The following is an 18,847-nucleotide window of genomic DNA, read 5'->3' as shown; positions in this document are numbered from 1 at the left end:
GCACAGAATTTACTCACTGTTCTCTATTAACTCAATTTTACCCATTGGCTTGAATATCATTGCCAGTTGCCAATTAGGATAAACGGTGACCAAACAGCGGGGTGAGAGTATTCCAAATTAGCGATCGCTTTTAACTGAGCCTTTTGCAATGCCTCGGCTTTCATAACATTGGGTTGTTTTAGCTGGATGTAAAACTCTTCGATTAATGGCACTGTTGCAGCATCATTAATGTTCCATAAACTCGCAACAGCACTCTTAACACCAGCACGAATTGCTACCCCTGCAATTCCCAAAGCCGCTCGATCATCGCCAACAGCGGTTTCACAGGCACTTAGCGTAAGAAGTTCTACAGGTTGTTGACTTCGGCGCGAACCTCCGGAGACTCTTTGCGATCGCAAAACTGTATCAATGTCCTCAAGCGTAATCCGCGAGTCAAACGCTAGTAAAAAGGTATTTGCGGCATCTACCCCAAACTTGCCATGCGTAGCGATGTGAACAACAGGATAACTTTTTTCTTGCAATTGCTCTTGTAGCGTTTCCAGAGTGAAATCGCGATCGAGAAGCTTGGTTCCGCCCAGAATTTCCTGAACACCATCAACCTCAGCACGGACATTCATTAAGGCATTAAAAGGTGGACGCTCAACGGTTAAGCCCAGAATTAGGGCATCTGAATAATCTTGCTTCAGTGCTGTGCGAGTCGTCAGTGTCAGACTGGGAGTTGTCGCGATCGCATATTTCTCAATCAAAAACTTCTGTCCATCATGCAACGCTGCCATTGGTACTTGTCGCAACACCCCATCCTGAATAAAGACAAGTGTTTTAGGACTAGCTGCCGCTAACTCTGCCTCCAAGGGACGAATCAAAGCCTCATAGATTTTTTGAGCAGGTTTTAAATATTCATTAGTAGAGCGTTTTTCAAGTAATCGACGCAACTGGTCAATTTCTTGCTGCATTTGCTCTTGCGAGTAAGCGACAGAATGGCTAGTTAACTGTCCATTTGGCAAGCGCAAGATCATCTCAGTGTAGTCATCAAGAATCACCGAGTAAATAATCGCTGTATTCGCCTCTAGCAAACCCACCTCACCACTCGCCTCTGCCTGGGCAACTTGTACGCACTCGTCACCAAAGAAGTTTTGTAGTTCCGCCAGTGTGAGCAAGTCTAAAGTATCAATCACCTTTTCCAGATTTTTGGAGTCTGATGCCTTACTCTCCAGCCGCAGTTGGATTAACTCTCGATAGACAGGTTCAACCGAATCGCGAAAGTCAAATTGTAAGTCTGTATTCGCGGCAAGCAGGTTAGTGCGAATGCTTTGGAGAGTTGTGATCGCTTCTTCATAAGATGCGATCGCTTCTTGTGTCTTTCCTGCCGTCTTCAATAAACGCCCAGCCTGCCACTGCCAACGATAAAGGCTATCGGCTGCATTAACTTGCTCCGCCGCCAATTGCGCTTGTCGAATCAACTCCGTCGCCGTTGACAATTTGCCTAATGAGTGACTAACCTGCCCTAAGCTACCCAATGCAAACGATTCAGCCCGTCGATCTCCAATGGTTCTAGCAACGTTGAGTGCTTTGTCTAGGAGTAAGGCAGCAACGTTTCTCTCCTGTCCCCCTGTACTCCTGCACTCTTGTTCAATATTTAGGCAATTCTCACGCTCAACGGACGCTTGATGCCGAAGACTCTCAGCCAGATTAATCAAGATATAAGCTTTGTCTCGTGAATCGGGTAACGTTTCAACAAGTGCCAGAGACTGCTCACGATTTTTAGCAATCCCTGCCCAATCAGTTGATTCTCGTTGCTCTAGTAAACGATTGAGATTCAGTAACGCCTTGACTTGGGCGATACTTCCTAAGGCTTGACTCTCACGTAAGCTTTCCTCAAATGCCGACTCAGCCGCTGCGATATCTTGTTCTGCCAACTGAATCAATCGATTCTCTTCTGTTTTATCTCCTTCAATACGCCCAGCGATATCAGCCTGGTAGCGATACCGCTCATGACGGCTGATGTAGAGATTGCCTAGATAATTTAGAGACGTTGTAATGTAGTCTGGATAGTTGAATTGACGAGCAATTTGTAAACTCTCTTGGTGGGCAGCAAATGCCTGTTCATAGTCACCCAAAGCCCAATAAGCATTACCCAAAGCTCCCAACGCCGCCGCTTGAGTTCTTGAGTCTTGGTATTGTTGTGCAAGTTCTGCCACCGACTGCAAAATCTTAATCGCCCGTCGGTGCTGTCCCAAATCATTAAACGCCTGTGCCTGCTCCGTTAGTAGTTTCGGCAACTGACGACGAGACGCTTCATCATCTTGACGTTGGTAAATCTGAATCGCTTGCTCCCATTGCTGCGCTGCTTCTCCTAGTTGTCCAACTTGTCGATAAGCGAGTGCCAGGTTATTGTAAACAACTGCCCGTTCCTCATTGGGTAGAGGTTGTGAAAGAGCTTGTAAAAAAAGTGCGATCGCCTCATTAAATTTACCCGCCTCATACTGCTCAATTCCACTACGCACCAATTGCTGGGCAGGACTTGACTGAGCCACTACAGCAGTTTGTCCAATTGGCAAAACACTAAGTGTTAAGCAAAGAACAAACCCAACTAATAAGAAGAAAATGAAGCGATACAGACGACGGCAAAATCGGGACATTTTACATAATCCAAGTTTTACACTGTGGGCGCATAGCTGTGCGCCCCTACAGATGTATCTCAATAATGAGAACCCCCACATCTATCCTCATTACCACCAATCACACCTTGTGCAGGGGGTCTGGGGGAGGCACTCCGTCCCCCAGAAGGGGGGTTTGGGGGGTCTCCCCCCCAATTCCGGGTTCTTCCAAAAACTTAAACCAATACCATTACCTCCTAAGCAGGTACCCCCATCCCACGCTCTACAGCCGGACGCTGTTCTAATGTCTCCACCCAACGCTTAAGATTCGGGTGATTATCTAGAGTGAGTCCTTGCATATCATGAATTGCAATCCAAGGATAAGTTGCAATATCAGCAATCGAGTAGTCACCACATAAGAACTCTCGCTCTGCCAGTTGTTTATCTAAGACGCCATATATCCGTAAAGTTTCCTTCTCATAACGCTCAATTGCATAAGGAATCTTTTCCGGCGCAAACTTCTTAAAGTGGTTCAACTGACCTAACATTGGGCCCACACTCCCCATCTGCAACATCAGCCAAGACAAAACCTGAAACTCAGCTTTCTCCTCAGTCGGCAAAAGTTTGCCAGTTTTCCGGGCTAAATAAATCAAGATTGCACCAGACTCAAAAACAGTAATGCCAGTATCTTGGTCAACGATCGCAGGAATTTTGCTGTTAGGATTAATTGCCACAAATTCTGGCGTAAATTGGTCACCTTTAGTAATGTCAATTTTATGGACATTGTAAGGCAGCTCAACTTCCTCCAACATGATGGAAGCCTTACGCCCGTTGGGTGTCGTGAAAGTGTAAAGGTCAATCATTTGGAAATAGGTGTTAGGTGTTAGGTGTTAGGGGAAACTAATTTTCCTTTTTTGTTGTGTGCCTTAAGTAGCCTAAGATGCCCCCTGCATAAGCCATTATCAGAGTGAGTCTAGCTTGAAATCTTTAACCCGACTATCTTCCGAAGAGCAGGTTGCTCTTGAGGTCGTTACCATAATTTCAGCAACGAATGAGACAAACAGGCTTACCTAATGCAGCAGACAACCCATCCGATTGTCAAAGACTTAGTGCTTGTTGGTGGCGGTCATTCTCATGCGATCGCATTAAGAATGTTTGCAATGAATCCCTTGCCAGGAGTACGTTTAACGCTGATTACGGAAGCCTCTCATACCCCCTATTCAGGGATGCTACCTGGTCACGTTGCTGGTTTCTATGATTTTGACGAATGCCACATCGACTTGCGGCGACTCGCTCAGTTCGCCCAAGTTCAACTCTACATCGACCGAGCCGTTGGACTTGACTTAGAAAACAAAAAAGTTCTTTGTGCCAATCACCCACCCGTTGCATTTGATGTATTGTCTATCAACATTGGCAGCACTCCAGCACATATTGATGTTTCAGGAGCTACCGAATATGCCATTCCCGCCAAACCAGTTCCTCAATTTTTGAGTCAGTGGAATCAGTTAGTAGAGGACGTTGCCAAGAATCCTCAACAACCCATCTGTCTTGGTATTGTTGGTGGTGGTGCAGGAGGTGTGGAACTCGCATTAACCATGCAACGCCGTCTGCATCAAATCCTCCAAGATACTCAACTACCTCTACAAATCCATTTATTCCATCGTGACGCTGAACTGTTGCTCAGTCATAGCCCTTGGGTACGCCAACGACTTCTAGATATTCTGGTTAGTCGAGGAATACAGGTGCATCTTCAGGAACCTGTATCTGAGGTTCTACATGGAAAAATTCAGTGTGAATCGGGTTTAGTCGTAGAGTGCGACTACACGTTCTGGGTAACTCAAGCGTCTGCACCGGATTGGATTCAGGAATCTGGACTCAAAACAGACCCAAAAGGCTTTGTTCTAGTTAACGATACCTTGCGATCGCTTTCTCATCCCGACATCTTCGCAGCAGGTGACATCGCCACAATGGTGAATCATCCCCGTCCTAAAGCGGGAGTATTTGCTGTGCGTCAGGGGAAGCCGCTATTTGAAAATCTGCAACGAGTCTTATTAGGAAAACCACTAAAACCCTATAAGCCACAGAAGTTGTACTTAGGCTTAATTGGTACTGGGGATAGAAGTGCGATCGCATCCTGGGGACGCTTCGGCTGGCAATCTCCGTTACTGTGGCGCTGGAAAGACCATATCGACCGCAAGTTCATGCACCGCTTCAGTGACTTGCCTGAAATGTCAGTACTTACTAATCAGTCGTCAGTAATTAGTGGCAAACAACCAACAACCAACACAATGCGTTGTGCTGGTTGCGGCTCAAAAGTAGGTAGCACTACCCTAGAGCGAGTTTTGCAACGGTTGCAACTGGAAGCCCCGAATTGGGGTAAACGAGACGATATTCTCATCGGATTGGGGACACCGGATGATGCGGCTGTGCTGCAAGTGCCAACGGGTCAGGTAATCGTGCAGACAATTGATTACTTTCGCTCCTTAATCAATGACCCCTATACCTTTGGGCAAATCAGCACCAATCACTGTTTGAGTGATATTTTTGCAATGGGTGCCACAGCTCAAAGCGCCTTAGCTATAGTGACTGTTCCTTATGCTATGGAAGAAAAGGTTGAGGAAACGCTCTATCAACTGTTATCAGGGGCAATGAATGTACTGTCCAAAGCGCAAGCACCATTAATTGGTGGTCACACAACAGAAGGGACAGAATTAGCCTTTGGACTTACCTGCAATGGACTTGCTGCACCTGACAAACTACTACGAAAAGGTGGGATGAAGCCTGGTCAAGTGCTGATTCTTACCAAAGCGCTAGGGACTGGTACTTTATTTGCGGCTGATATGCGCTTGCAGGCAAAAGGTCGCTGGATTGATGAGGCGGTTCACTCAATGTTGCTGTCGAATCAGGAAGCAGCGATCGCATTTATGAAACATGGAGCCACTGCCTGTACAGATGTTACAGGTTTTGGGATATTGGGACACCTGCTAGAAATGGTAAAAGCGTCAGGTATTGCGGTTGAGTTGAATTTAGAGGCAATTCCGGTTTTGGAAGGGGCTTTGGAGATGTTGCAACTAGGAATTACCAGTTCGCTTCAGCCGCAAAACCTCCGTGCATCGTTTTACATCAGTAATTTATCTGAAGTGAGTGTTTCTCCTAAGTACCCAATCCTATTTGATCCACAAACATCTGGTGGACTTCTCGCAACGGTGTCTTCTGAACAAGCGGATTCCTGTTTAGCGGCACTGAAGGCACAGGATTATCCTCACAGTCAAATCATTGGTCGTGTGGTACAAACAACTGATGGTATTCAGCCAATTGCGATCGCATCTATCTAAAATAACTTCTCTATTTCAAGGTAAGGAATTTCTCCAAAGCCGCGACCATCACCGGAGGCCAACGGCGAACTGACTTCACCCAATCTATATTTCTATATCGCCCATCCAAACCAACAACCGCTGCCCAATTGCTTTCCGCTTCGCCTTGTAGTCCCTGTTGCCAGAGTGCGGCGGTTAGTGCGGCTCGGACATCGGGAAATTGAGGGTATTTGCGGATAATATTACGCATGGTGCGGATTGCTTCTTCTGTCTGACCCGTTTGATACAGGGCAAGGGCATAGTTAGCACGGGCAAAGGCAAAGTTTGGGGCTAATTCAGCGGCTTTCTGGTAATCTGCGATCGCTTCTTCCCATCGTCCTTGCCCTGCTTTGGCATTTCCTAAGTTGTTATACGCCATTGCATCATTAGGATTGAGTTCCAGCACTCGCTTGTAATCAGCAATTGCCTCATCCCAACAACCCAGTGCTTCAAGTGCGGTGCCACGATTCAGGTAGGGGTCAGCGGCATCAGGAGCGAGTTTAATAGATTTGTTGAAATCTGCGATCGCGTCTTCTAACTTATTCTGACTTACCCTTGAATTTCCCCGATTACTCCAACCCACAAAATTGTCCGGTAATAACTCAATCAACTGAGTCCAGTAGCCTTCAGCGGTGGGAAAGTTACCCTTCTCTGTCGCCGCAAACGCTTCTTGCCTAAGTTCATTCAGTTGCTGTATCTGAGACTCATTCAAGTCAGCCATCTGACTCTGCGCCAATACAGACTCATCTGAGGAGAAAACTAGTAATACACAAAGTAGTAAAGTCAGAATCCAGCGAATCATAAATGACACTTAAGGAAGCTTAGAGTTTGGAAAATTAAATAACAAATAAATTTAGGCATCAAAAAAATCACCTATTATTATTCATCAACTATTTTATTAATACAAGTTGATTAACTTAACAAAACGACCTGCCAAGGGCAAATCAAATTCTGACTTTTCCCGAATCGCCGACATACACATTATCCACTCATCACAGCCCTGCCAAGGCCATGCCATTGCTGCTCCACCTCTTACAACATACGGTGGTTCCTGAACTCCTGGCAATTCATTTTCTGAAGCTTTGGTGTAGTCGGGACGATAAGAGTCTTCACACCACTCACCAACTGACATTCCTACTAAACCAAAAGGATTAGCAGCCGCTTTACACTTTTCGGAATCACTAAACTCATAAAGTAAAATCTTCTGTTCCAAAACCTCATCACTTGGAATCTCATCACCCCAGTAAAATAACGTTGTCGTTCCACCCCTATAGGCATATTCCCACTGAACTTCTGAGGGTAAGTGAAAACCAAATTTCTCCAGTAGTACCTCAATTCGCTCTCTTGTTAAAGAAGCAGGAACTATATCAGTTTCCTTTTCAGCAAAGTCAGAAATGAAATCATCAGAATATAGTGCCAGATGTTCTTGAGCAAAATTATTGAGCAAGGGAAACCGGGAGATTAAAAAAGGTGGTACCTGAACTAAATGAACAGGACGCATAAAATCGAAAGAATCCAAGCAGAGTTCTTTCCCCTTAACTAAGCGCCTTAAGGCTGCTTCTTCTTGCGAAGAGAAGCCCATATTAAACTGACCACCAACAATAAAGTTAAACTCTAACCCTGTTGGCAAATGTCTAAAGGTAGGAACACGCAATGAGGGTTGATTTGTGTAGCTCAAGGTGTATTGATGAACATATTCTCCCCTAAGCTGCTCTTCTAAATCTCTCACAACAGCATCTTGCTCATCCTCGCTAAGGCTCAGCCATTGCTCTAACTGTTCTAAAGCGCAAAAGTCGCTCTTGATTACTGTCATAAGCTGCTCATCCTTGTAGTTTGCACCCACTCGTTGAAGGCTTCAAGAGTTAAGCTTATATAGCCCAAAGCCGTCAGCTATCAGCTTTTTTGTTTTCCTTGCTCCGTCTCTTGTTTCACACCCCTTCCGCTGTACCTCATCTAATCTGAAAAAAGGCAGAAGGCGGAGGGCTTTTATGCAGAAGGAATAAGGATTTTCATCCAAACGTTTGTGAGCTTTCGTCTCATGGTATCTAACTGAAAACCGCTATAAATTCTTATTCTTCAGAATACAGCGTTTCTACTCATACCCTAAGTGCTTCCGAGCAGCGGCTGTAGCTACACGACCACGAGGTGTCCGGTGCAAGTAGCCAATCTGCAACAGATATGGTTCATAGACTTCCTCAATGGTTTGAGCATCTTCTCCAGTGGCTGAAGCAACGGCTTCCAAACCCACAGGCCCGCCATTAAATTGTTCAATCATTACACTCAATACCAGTCGGTCTGTCCAGTCCAAACCACTGGGGTCTACATTAAATACTTCGAGTGCTTCTGCGGCTACTTCTTTGTTAATCGGTGCATATTTTTTGACCTGAGCATAGTCTCGTACTCGCTTGAGCAATCGGTTAGCAATTCGAGGCGTTCCACGGGAACGACGAGCAATTTCTTCAGCACCATCCTGTGTTACAGGTGTTTTAAGAAGTTCCGCTGTCCTTTGGACGATCAGAGTCAGTTCATCGGGTTCATAGAAGCGCAGTCGTTGAATCAAGCCAAAGCGATCGCGTAATGGCGAAGTCAGCGAACCCACACGAGTTGTCGCCCCCACTAACGTAAAGTTCGGTAGTGGAATACTCCGAATGCGAGCCGTCTGCCCCTTACCAATCGTGATATCCAATCGATAGTCCTCCATCGCTGGATACAGAAGTTCTTCAGTCATTCGCGACAGCCGATGGATTTCGTCGATAAACAACACATCCCCTGGTTTCAGATTTGTCAAGATTCCCGCAATATCTCGCGGACGTTCCAAAGCGGGTGCAGCGGTAATTTTGCAGTTGACTCCCATCTCCGTCGCCAAAATCAGCGACATTGTTGTTTTTCCCAATCCTGGCGGCCCGTACAAAAGCAGGTGATCCATTGACTCATTTCTAGCTTTTGCCGCTTCAATCGCAATTTCCAAGACACCTTTTAATTCCTTTTGCCCGATGTAGTCAGCCAAGCGTTGCGGTCGGATGCCTTCTTCTTGGTTACCCGTTTCGTCAGCCATTGCCGTGGCTAGCAAAAGGTCTTCTTCTGACTGTTCCTTACTGAAATTTTTACGGCGACTCTTGGTTTTCTTACCTGCCTGAGGTTGCCGATCGGGTTCTTGTGACTGTTGTCTGAAGGAAGTTATCGCCATGATAGGGAGTGGAGAGTAGGGGCAGGGGAGTAAAAGAGTTTTGTCTTCGAGTCCCCAAAATCTTGTCTAATTAACAATGACTAACGATCATTGACTTAGGATACAGAGCAATGCTAGCTAAACGAATCTTACCTTGCCTGGATGTGAAAGCTGGACGAGTTGTCAAAGGTGTCAACTTCGTTAATCTGCAAGATGCGGGTGATCCAGTGGAATTAGCACAAGCTTATAACGAGGCAGGGGCTGATGAACTAGTGTTTCTAGATATCACGGCTACCCATGAAGACCGGGACATTATTCTTGATGTGGTATACCGCACGGCAGAACAAGTATTTATCCCTTTAACAGTTGGTGGCGGTATCCAATCCTTAGAAAGTATTAAATTATTGTTAAGAGCCGGAGCGGATAAAGTCAGCATCAATTCAGCGGCGGTACGCAATCCAGACTTTATTAACCAGGCAAGCGATCGCTTTGGCAATCAGTGTATTGTCGTAGCCATTGACGCGAGACAGCGCAAAGATCCCAGCAATCCTGGCTGGGATGTCTACGTCCGAGGTGGACGGGAAAACACAGGGATAGATGCCATCCTTTGGGCAAAAGAAGTTGAGCAACGGGGTGCGGGAGAACTACTTGTCACCAGCATGGACGCTGATGGAACTAAGGCAGGCTATGACTTAGAACTGACTCGCACCATTGCCGAACAAGTGGAAATTCCCGTCATTGCTTCCGGTGGTGCAGGCAACTGCGCTCATATTCATGAAGCACTCACCACAGGGAAAGCCGAAGCCGCGCTTCTGGCTTCTCTACTGCATTACGGAGAACTCACTGTATCAGAAATCAAAAATTATCTCGCAGAACACCAAGTCCCTGTACGACTTCTGTAATACATCTAAGCGATTCTTTCCGAAACTATTAAATATTGTTGTGTATCACAACACTGTGCGTTGTGTTCAGCCATCTGAGCGGCTGCTAGAATGGACAAAGTGTTAAATTTCGTTAACTTATGTTGATTGCTATTTTAATATTTGATGTTGCTTTAGTGGCTTGGTCGCTGCACCTGATGCAGGAAGCCTTCGACAGCCAACAGTTTTCCCTGATGCTAGCTGGCACTCTAGTCGCCATGTCAGCCGCTGCCATGTTAGTCGTCTACTTCCTGATGGGTAGTTATGTTGGCTATCTGACCCAGATGGCTCAATCCCCAAGTTCGTTCTACTGAAACCAACGCCAACCGCTTCCCTAGACTTGACGAAACCTAGTTATTACGGCATCATAAAAAACGCACTGCACGGGGTTATAGCTCAGTTGGTAGAGCACCTCAATGGCATTGAGGGGGTCAGCGGTTCGAATCCGCTTAGCTCCATACCTAGGAAAACCTAAATTAAGGGTTCTAGCTTAAATTAAGGCTAGAACCCTTAATTAATAGGGGAAACATCTAAGAAGTCGCGCAGAAATAACCAAACTTTTGGGCTAGGGAAAAGGTTAAAGGGGCAATGCTTCCACATCAAGCTTTCCCTTTCTCCCTATATCCTTTCCCCGACTCAACACGGATAACTTATTTTTTCGCGAGTCCTAAGAGTTTTGATTGCTTCTCAAAAATTAGCTCGTCGGTATAAAAATCTATGTCGATTCTGGAGATATTGGCTACATTGAGAGCTATCTATAGATAAAAAAAAGTGATAAGAGATGAGTCATGAGTACTGGGAGTAATCTCTAGGTTCCAGTACTCAGGACGGGCAGGGGGGGGCGGATGCCCAGATATTACTCAAAACTCTTTGAGGGACATTGCTATGCAGCCGGAACAACAACAGCGAATAATGGGCTACTTCATTGAGGAGGCAAAAGACCACCTCAATACGATTGAGCAAGGTTTGCTCAATCTGCAAAGCACCATGGAAGACACCGAAATGGTAAACGAGGTCTTTCGTGCAGCCCATTCTGTCAAAGGCGGAGCGGCAATGTTGGGATTCAACAGCATTCAGAAAACCGCTCATCGTTTGGAAGACTGCTTCAAAGTCCTCAAAGAATCACCTGTGAAGGCTGATCATCAACTAGAATCCTTATTTTTACAAGTATTTGATACCCTCCAGGCACTTGTCGAGCAACTCCAAGGACCATTTGGGCTAACCGATGAAGCCGCTAACACGATCATGGCGGAGGCTGAGCCAGTTTTTGAGGAACTCAATAATTACCTAGGGCAGTTGGTCAAGAAAGCTGAGGATAGTACTTCCTTTGCCACGGCTGAGACTTTATTGCCAGTGGAAGTTCATACTAGCGCTGCCGTACACCACGCACCGCTAGCGGCAAATGCTTCGTTCAGTCAAGACCCTATAGAGGTGGTACCAGAAAGCTTCAGACGAGATGTCTTGGTCGAACTTCGAGAAATGTTGCAGTTGTTTAAGCAAGCAGACTTGCCTGAGTGCCGTGAAGCATTGCAAGAACACTGCCGATTCTTAGCGCATCTTGGAGAGCAACTAGATTTGCCGGGTTGGAGTGAGCTATTAGAGTCATCACAAAATGCGATCGCTTGTGAAGGTAATTCCTTCCGCCTACTGGCGAGCCTTGTGATCAAAGAAATCAAACAGGCTCAAGAATTAGTCATGGCAGGTCGTTCGGTTGAGATTGCCCCCAGTGAACAACTGCAAGCACTCGTCCCAGCCGCTTCTGTCGAGACAACATTGGATAGCGATTTGTCAGCGACTAGCCTATTTGATGACCTAGATAGTCCTATCCAAGAACAACACAACTTTATAGAAGCAGAGGACACTTCAGCCAACCAATACGAAAGCTTGCCTGAAATCCAACAAGACTCCTGGTTTACCTCAAGCTCTAGTCCTCAATCTCGCAGCGGAGCAAATTTTTCATTCCGCACGACTAGTACCACTTCTAGTCCGGGTGAACCTAGCGATCCTGAAGTCGGAATGGCAGAGCTTAATAGCCTAGCGGATATCTTTGAAGGTCAAACTCCTGATTTAGATCAAACCTGGCAAGAAGAGGAAATCATCAGCTTTAATGACAGGCAACCCAGACCCGCTCAAGACAGCTCTTTCACTTGGGACGATAATCCTTACGAGATTCCTTCGGAAGGCAACGATTTTGCAGACTTGATGGGTGACCTAAATGACTTGGAACTCTCAACAACTGAGGCATCCACTCATGAAGATTTGAGAGATTGGTTGGGTGACGATGCAAGTGTTGAGGTACCCTTACAAGAAGATTTAGCACCATTGAGCAACGATTACTCAGAAAGCTCATTAAGCGCAACGGATGACTTTTCAGACCTACTATTTGAGGCGGATAGCTCAGATCTGCTAGCAACATCAAGCACCTCATCAGACGACTTGAACAGTTTGTTTGGTGACAGTTTCTTTGAAGAAAACGCGCCTGTTTCACAGAACCCAGAAGAGTTTGTTTTTGACGCTGAAGCAATGACTGAAAGACAGCCACAGGATGATGACTTCTTTGCCATGCCAGTGGTAGAGGGGTTCGATGAGGCAGATGCTCTTGGACTGGAAGATGCAGGACTCTTATCAGCAGATGATGAGGAATTCTTGAGTGAAGCGTTTATCAGGGATGAGGATAACGCTCTTACTTTTGAAGACTCAGCCTGGGAACTAGAAGACATTGGTAACGACGAACTCCAGTTGGATGAAGCGTCATTTACTGAGTCAGAGCTTGACCTAGGCGACTGGCTGGAAAGCTCTGAACGTGAAGCAGCCAATCTTTCTGAGAATGATTTAGGCTTTGGGGAAGAACTGGTAATTGACGACGAACAAAGCGACAGCCTCTTTGAAACCACTCCGGAAGAAACAACTTTAGGCAGTTTCGAGGAGCCTTTCGATTTCGATGAATTGGCTTTTGACGAATCTGCCAATAACTTTAATTTGTCGGCTGATGAAGACTTCGACTTAAGTGGATTTGAGGCACAGAGCGATATATCAGCTAGTCCATCAGCACAGCAGCCAGATTTGTCACTTGATGATAGTCTTTGGGACACCCCGACAATAGACGAATTGTCAACTCCGCAAGCGGAAAGTTTACTTGAAGAGTCACTGTTGGATGTAGACGAGCCGGAATTTACCCTGGATGAGCTGAGTACAGCTGGGATGAATGCCGACTTCATCGATTTCGACTTAGATGAGACATCAGCCAACTCCCTCAACCTAGATGAAACAAGTGAGGGAGATTTGGATAATTGGTTTGGGACTGAAGCTCCTTTAGTTGCTGAGGCATCAGAGAATGAGGCTTTTGACTCATTAGAGACCTCAGAGGATTGGCTAGAGTCTCAAACAACTGAGACAGAAGCATTAGGACTCGAAGAGTTTAACCTTTCTTCATTAGAGGAGTTAGATGCCAATCCTAGCTTTAATAGTCTCGATGACTTATTTGATACCGATTCAGAAGCGACTGAGACTTCGGCAGCTAATAACATCTTAGAGTTTGAAGACTTTTCTTCTACTGAAGCATCAGCAACGACTGATAGCTGGGATAGCGAACTTGAAGAAGCTTCCCTAATGTCCTTTATAGACAATTTTGCTGATATCTCAGAATTCAATGATGAGGAACTCTTTGAACAAGAGACCACTGAAACGAATCAAGTCACCGACAGCGATATCTCCCTCAATTGGCAAGAGTCAGACATAGACTCGCTACTAGGTGACGAAGCATCAGAAGATATCGATCCTTTAGACTTTGCCTCAGTTGATGTAGATTCTCTCAATCTGGAAGAAGATTTCGGTAGTACAACCTCAGCAGAAGGATTTCGCTTCGAGGAGATGCCGGGAGATAGCGAGGCATTAGATTTCGCCTCAGCTGATTTAGAGCTTTTCAATCTAGAAGAAGATTTCGCTACTGAAGCCTCGGCACAAGAATTAAGCTTTGATGAGGCACCAGCAGATGCACTCGAAGATATCGATGCTTTGGACTTTGCCTCAGTTGATGTAGATTCTCTCAATCTGGAAGAAGATTTCGGTAGTACAACCTCAGCAGAAGGATTTCGCTTCGAGGAGATGCCGGGAGATAGCGAGGCATTAGATTTCGCCTCAGCTGATTTAGAGCTTTTCAATCTAGAAGAAGATTTCGCTACTGAAGCCTCGGCACAAGAATTAAGCTTTGATGAGGCACCAGCAGATGCACTCGAAGATATCGATGCTTTGGACTTTGCCTCAGTTGATGTAGATTCTCTCAATCTGGAAGAAGATTTCTCTAGCACAACCTCAGCAGAAGGATTTCGCTTCGAGGAGAGGCCGGGAGATAGCGAGGCATTAGATTTCGCCTCAGCTAATTTAGAGCTTTTCAATCTAGAAGAAGATTTCGCTACTGAAGCCTCGGCACAAGAATTAAGCTTTGATGAGGCACCAGCAGATAGCGAGGCATTAGATTTTGCCTCAGCTGATTTAGAGCTTTTCAATCTGGATGAAGATTTTGCGACTGAAGCCTCAGTAGAAGGATTGAGCTTTGATGAGGCACCAGCAGATAGCGAGGCATTAGATTTTGCCTCAGCTGATTTAGAGTCTTTCAATCTGGACGAAGATTTTGCGACTGAAGCCTCAGTAGAAGGATTGAGCTTCGAGGAGATGCCAGGAGATATTGATGCTTTAGATTTTGCCTCAGCCGATTTGGATGCGCTCAATTTTGAAGAAGATTTGGGAACTGAGGTATCGGCACAAGAATTGAATTTCGATGAGGCACCAGGAGATATCGATGCTTTAGATTTTGCCTCAGCTGATTTAGAGCTTTTCAATCTAGAAGAAGATTTCGCTAGCGAGGCTTCGGCAGAAGGATTTCGCTTCGAGGAGGCACCAGGAGATGCACTCGAAGATATCGATGCTTTGGACTTTGCCTCAGTTGATGTAGATTCTCTCAATCTGGAAGAAGATTTCTCTAGCACAACATCAGCAGAAGGATTTCGCTTCGAGGAGATGCCAGGAGATAGCGAGGCATTAAATTTCGCCTCAGCTGATTTAGAGCCTTTCAATCTGGGAGATTTCGCTAGTGAAGCCTCGGCAGAGGGATTAAGCTTTGATGAGGTACCAGGAGATAGCGAGGCATTAAATTTCGCCTCAGCTGATTTAGAGCCTTTCAATCTGGGAGATTTCGCTAGTGAAGCCTCGGCAGAGGGATTAAGCTTTGATGAGGTACCAGGAGATAGCGAGGCATTAGATTTTGCCTCAGCTGATTTAGAGCTTTTCAATCTAGAAGAAGATTTTGGTAGCGAAGCCTCGGCAGAAGGATTTCGCTTTGATGAGGTACCAGGAGATAGCGAGGCATTAGACTTTGCCTCAGCTGATTTAGAGTCTTTCAATCTGGACGAAGATTTTGGTAGCGAAGCCTCGGCAGAGGGATTTCGCTTTGATGAGGTACCAGCAGATATCGATGTTTTAGACTTTGCCTCAGCTGATTTAGAGCCTTTCAATCTGGACGAAGATTTTGGTAGCGAAGCCTCGGCAGAAGGATTTCGCTTTGATGAGGTACCAGGAGATAGCGAGGCATTAGATTTTGCCTCAGCTGATTTAGAGCTTTTCAATCTAGAAGAAGATTTTGGTAGCGAAGCCTCGGCAGAAGGATTTCGCTTTGATGAGGTACCAGGAGATAGCGAGGCATTAGATTTTGCCTCAGCTGATTTAGAGTCTTTCAATCTGGACGAAGGTTTCGCGACTGAAGCTTCGGCACAAGAATTGAACTTCGAGGTAGAAGCCGAGGAGACAGTAGAGCCTCAAGCGGCGATGTTTGAATGGGAAACGGCTGAAACAACTGAAGCTGTTGATAGTGAATCCTTAGCAACTTCGCCAGTCTCGGAGTTAGAAGCACTACTGGGAACTGGGGAATCGGAAGAGGCAGATGCCCTTAATGTTTTAGAGGAGGGCTTATTTGAGACGGAAGCCGCTTCTGACTGGGAGCTTGCGCCAGTTGAAGAAGAAGCTATTGATGATTTCCTAGATTGGCAAGGAACAGACGCCGTTGAGACAACTGAAAATCTAGAAGACTTCTTGGGTGTTGAGGCAGATAATCTCACAGTTTCCGAAGACTGGGAGGAGATGGACACAGATCAAGGTTCATTAGAACTTTGGGATGTGGAGACAGAGGAAGACCTGAACACGGCTTTGGGATTGGAGTGGGAAACGGCAGAGAGTGATGAACGACCGGAAGCTGCACAAACCCCAGCAGTACCAGATGTGCTAGCTACTGAAACTAGTGCTGATGGCTGGGCCGATTTGGATAGTCTCCTGGGAGAAGGGAGTGAAGGAGAAGCCCAACTCGATGATTTCGCTTTCTTAAATGAACAAGAAGAAGACCAGTCTCTGACAGCTGAGTTCGATAGCTTCGAGAGCGCTAGCGAGGTAACAAGTTCCCTAGAGTCGGAGTTTGACGATTTAGAGGCACTGCTAACGGAGGAAGCGCTACCGGCTCCAGCCTTAGCCTCATCCAATCTGGATGCATTTGATGACCTTGAACTCCTCTTGGAGGACATCAATACCGCTGAGCAATCGCCAGCGCCTGTAACAAGTAAGGCTCCTGAGACAGACAGCCTTGATGATGAATTTGGCGACTTGGAGAAACTGCTAGAGCAGGCAGATCAGACGATGGGTGGGCCACAAAAAGCGATCGCTGACCAGCGACAGGCTCGCTCGGTTATCCGACCGCGTAATGGTGCTAGGCTCTTTGAGCAGACAATGCGGGTGCCTGTAAAACACCTGGACAGTCTCAGCAACTTAGTGGGGGAACTGGTAGTAAACCGCAACAGCTTGGAGCAAGACCAAGAACGTTTACGGCAGTTTTTGGATAATTTATCGCACCAAGTCTTAGCCCTTAGTGATGTAGGGGCGAGGATGCAGGATTTGTATGAACGCAGCCTCCTGGAAACCTCGCTGCTGTCTAGCCGCCCAGGTCAACGTTCCTCTTTCCATTCAGACCGCGCCCCCAATAACAACTCTTCTGGTATGGAGTACGATCCCCTGGAAATGGATCGTTTCACTGGGTTCCATTTGCTCTCCCAAGAGATGATTGAGCTGATTGTTCGGGTAAGAGAGTCGGCATCTGACATCGAGTTTTTGGTCGATGAAACAGACCAAGTGGCTCGGATGCTGCGGCAGGTGACCACCCAGTTGCAGGAAGGACTGACACGCGGACGGATGGTGCCGTTTGCCCAGACGGCTGACCGCTTATTCCGAGCTGTCCGTGAAATTTCCCTAAAACTCAACAAGGAAGCTCAATTACACGTTGAGGGTCGAGAAACATTAATCGACAAAATGATTCTCGAACACCTCTCTGACCCGATGGTTCACCTAGTCAACAACGCCCTGACTCATGGCATTGAACCACCCGAAGTACGCAAAGCCGCCGGTAAGCCAACGGCTGGTCAAATTACCCTGAGGGCTTCCCAGCAGGGTAACCAAACCGTGATTTCTGTCTCCGATGATGGCGCAGGTATTGACCCAGAACTAGTAAGAAGAAAGGCAGTTGAGCAAAAACTCATCAGTCGAGCCAATGCCAAAAACCTTACTAACTTAGATTTGTACGACTTCCTCTTCCATCCCGGCTTTACGACCAAAGATAAAGAGGATGAGTACGCGGGTCGAGGGGTTGGCATGGATGTCGTGCGAACAAGCTTGAGTGAGATTCGGGGCGCAATTCACATTGATTCGGCATTAGGTAAGGGAACAACCTTTACGATTCGTCTGCCTTTAACGTTGAGTATCTGTAAGGCGCTTTGCTGTCTAAGCGCTCACGCTCGTCTCGCCTTCCCAATGGACGGGGTAGAAGATATGTTGGATGTGCCGTGCGATCGCATCCAAACGAATGCAGAAGGTCAAACCTGTATCCAATGGCGTGATACATTGCTGGCGTTCCAGCCCCTCTCTGAACTGCTAAGCTACAATCGCCAAATCAATCGGGCTACTGTATACGGCGGCAAGCGAGAAGACGACATGATTTCCATAGTCGTGTTGCGTAGTTCTAGTAACTTCATCGCTATCCAAGTCGATCAGGTGTTGGGCGAACAGGAGATCGTAATTAAGCAACTCGAAGGACCTGCACCTAAGCCAATAGGAATTGCTGGAGCGACTGTCTTAGGGGATGGTCGGATTATGCCAATTGCTGATGTTTTGGAACTGATTGACCTCTCGATGGGTCGCATTCGCAAAGATGGAGTTACTACTCTCTGGTCGAGAGATGAATCCTCCGCTCAACCGCCAGAAGATGTGCCTCCTGTCAAGGTAGAGCCAATGGTTCTGATTGTTGATGACTCCATTACAGTGCGTGAACTTCTATCTATGACCTTTACCAAAGCGGGTTATCGGGTTGAACAAGCCCGTGATGGTCAGGAAGCTTGGGATAAGCTACGCTCCGGTCTACCGTGCGATATTGTCTTCTGTGACATTGAAATGCCAAGAATGGACGGTCTAGAGTTGCTATCTCGGCTTCAGAAAGACGAAAATCTCCAGCATCTACCAATCGCCATGCTCACCTCTCGCGGTGCTGACCGACATCGGCAAATGGCTTCTCAGCTAGGAGCTAGCGGCTACTTCACCAAGCCTTATCTGGAAGAAGTACTGCTTGAGGCAGCACAGCGAATGATCAAAGGAGAAGTTCTCTTTGGCAGCAGTAGTAATGCTTGAACGGTTGGGGGAAAGGTTAGATTAGGTGAAAGGGAAAAGGTGCAACTTCTGCCTTCTGCCTTTTGCCTTTTGCCTTTTGCGATAAAGGTCAGCTTCCAG

9 protein-coding genes, 1 tRNA gene and 1 pseudogene are annotated in these 18,847 nt (G+C 46.4%); 6 read left to right on the top strand and 5 right to left on the bottom strand.

The genetic code is table 11. The features are described from left to right. Positions 1-56: 56 nt before the first annotated feature. Positions 57-2,639, bottom strand: a complete 2,583-nt coding sequence (locus AC5JL3_RS00160; protein ID WP_496072562.1) for a CHAT domain-containing protein — start codon at positions 2,637-2,639, stop codon at positions 57-59. Between the two features lie 215 nt (positions 2,640-2,854). Beyond that, positions 2,855-3,460 carry a glutathione binding-like protein gene (locus tag AC5JL3_RS00155; protein ID WP_496072561.1) on the bottom strand — a complete coding sequence of 202 codons (606 nt, stop codon included), beginning with the start codon at positions 3,458-3,460 and terminating at the stop codon, positions 2,855-2,857. 210 nt (positions 3,461-3,670) lie between these two features. Here AC5JL3_RS00155 and AC5JL3_RS00150 point away from each other — a divergent pair. Continuing rightward, positions 3,671-4,819: pseudogene (locus AC5JL3_RS00150) on the top strand (FAD-dependent oxidoreductase); the annotation flags it as partial. Then, positions 4,799-5,932, top strand: coding sequence for a selenide, water dikinase SelD (gene selD / locus AC5JL3_RS00145; protein WP_496072630.1), 1,134 nt, complete (start codon positions 4,799-4,801; stop codon positions 5,930-5,932). The pseudogene AC5JL3_RS00150 and the gene selD, both read left to right, overlap by 21 nt. 10 nt (positions 5,933-5,942) lie before the next feature. Here the strand turns inward: selD and AC5JL3_RS00140 are convergent, their stop codons facing one another. The 3 genes from AC5JL3_RS00140 to ruvB form a co-directional block, all read right to left on the bottom strand. Then, complete coding sequence (locus AC5JL3_RS00140; protein WP_496072560.1) at positions 5,943-6,752, bottom strand: tetratricopeptide repeat protein; 810 nt, start codon at positions 6,750-6,752, stop codon at positions 5,943-5,945. Positions 6,753-6,848: 96 nt separating this feature from the next. Continuing rightward, entirely contained in the window at positions 6,849-7,763 is a 915-nt protein-coding gene (locus AC5JL3_RS00135) for a formylglycine-generating enzyme family protein (RefSeq protein WP_496072559.1), read from the bottom strand. Positions 7,764-8,042: 279 nt separating this feature from the next. Further along, positions 8,043-9,005, bottom strand: coding sequence for a Holliday junction branch migration DNA helicase RuvB (gene ruvB, locus AC5JL3_RS00130; protein WP_496072629.1), 963 nt, complete (start codon positions 9,003-9,005; stop codon positions 8,043-8,045). 242 nt (positions 9,006-9,247) lie between these two features. Here ruvB and hisF point away from each other — a divergent pair, with 242 nt between their 5' ends. From hisF to AC5JL3_RS00110, 4 genes are all read left to right on the top strand, one after another. Further along, positions 9,248-10,018, top strand: coding sequence for an imidazole glycerol phosphate synthase subunit HisF (hisF, locus tag AC5JL3_RS00125; RefSeq protein WP_496072558.1), 771 nt, complete (start codon positions 9,248-9,250; stop codon positions 10,016-10,018). 119 nt (positions 10,019-10,137) lie between these two features. Then, complete coding sequence (locus AC5JL3_RS00120; protein WP_496072557.1) at positions 10,138-10,350, top strand: hypothetical protein; 213 nt, start codon at positions 10,138-10,140, stop codon at positions 10,348-10,350. Positions 10,351-10,421: 71 nt separating this feature from the next. Further along, positions 10,422-10,494 (top strand) — tRNA-Ala (locus AC5JL3_RS00115). Between the two features lie 427 nt (positions 10,495-10,921). Next, positions 10,922-18,748 (top strand): response regulator, encoded by a 7,827-nt coding sequence (locus AC5JL3_RS00110; RefSeq protein WP_496072556.1) that lies wholly within the window; start codon positions 10,922-10,924, stop codon positions 18,746-18,748. The last annotated feature ends 99 nt before the right edge of the window (positions 18,749-18,847 follow it).

The sequence above is a fragment of the Symplocastrum torsivum genome, assembly GCF_059505465.1.
The sequence above is the reverse complement of the archived record's forward strand: the minus strand, read 5'-3'. Positions and strand labels throughout refer to the sequence as shown.

Excerpts from the sequence above, each read along its gene's own strand:
- AC5JL3_RS00160 (WP_496072562.1), bottom strand. The coding sequence starts at position 2,639 with ATGTCCCGATTTTGCCGTCGTCTGTATCGCTTCATTTTCTTCTTATTA.
- AC5JL3_RS00155 (WP_496072561.1), bottom strand. The coding sequence starts at position 3,460 with ATGATTGACCTTTACACTTTCACGACACCCAACGGGCGTAAGGCTTCC.
- selD (WP_496072630.1), top strand. The coding sequence starts at position 4,799 with ATGCACCGCTTCAGTGACTTGCCTGAAATGTCAGTACTTACTAATCAG.
- AC5JL3_RS00140 (WP_496072560.1), bottom strand. The coding sequence starts at position 6,752 with ATGATTCGCTGGATTCTGACTTTACTACTTTGTGTATTACTAGTTTTC.
- AC5JL3_RS00135 (WP_496072559.1), bottom strand. The coding sequence starts at position 7,763 with ATGACAGTAATCAAGAGCGACTTTTGCGCTTTAGAACAGTTAGAGCAA.
- ruvB (WP_496072629.1), bottom strand. The coding sequence starts at position 9,005 with ATGGCTGACGAAACGGGTAACCAAGAAGAAGGCATCCGACCGCAACGC.
- hisF (WP_496072558.1), top strand. The coding sequence starts at position 9,248 with ATGCTAGCTAAACGAATCTTACCTTGCCTGGATGTGAAAGCTGGACGA.
- AC5JL3_RS00120 (WP_496072557.1), top strand. The coding sequence starts at position 10,138 with ATGTTGATTGCTATTTTAATATTTGATGTTGCTTTAGTGGCTTGGTCG.
- AC5JL3_RS00110 (WP_496072556.1), top strand. The coding sequence starts at position 10,922 with ATGCAGCCGGAACAACAACAGCGAATAATGGGCTACTTCATTGAGGAG.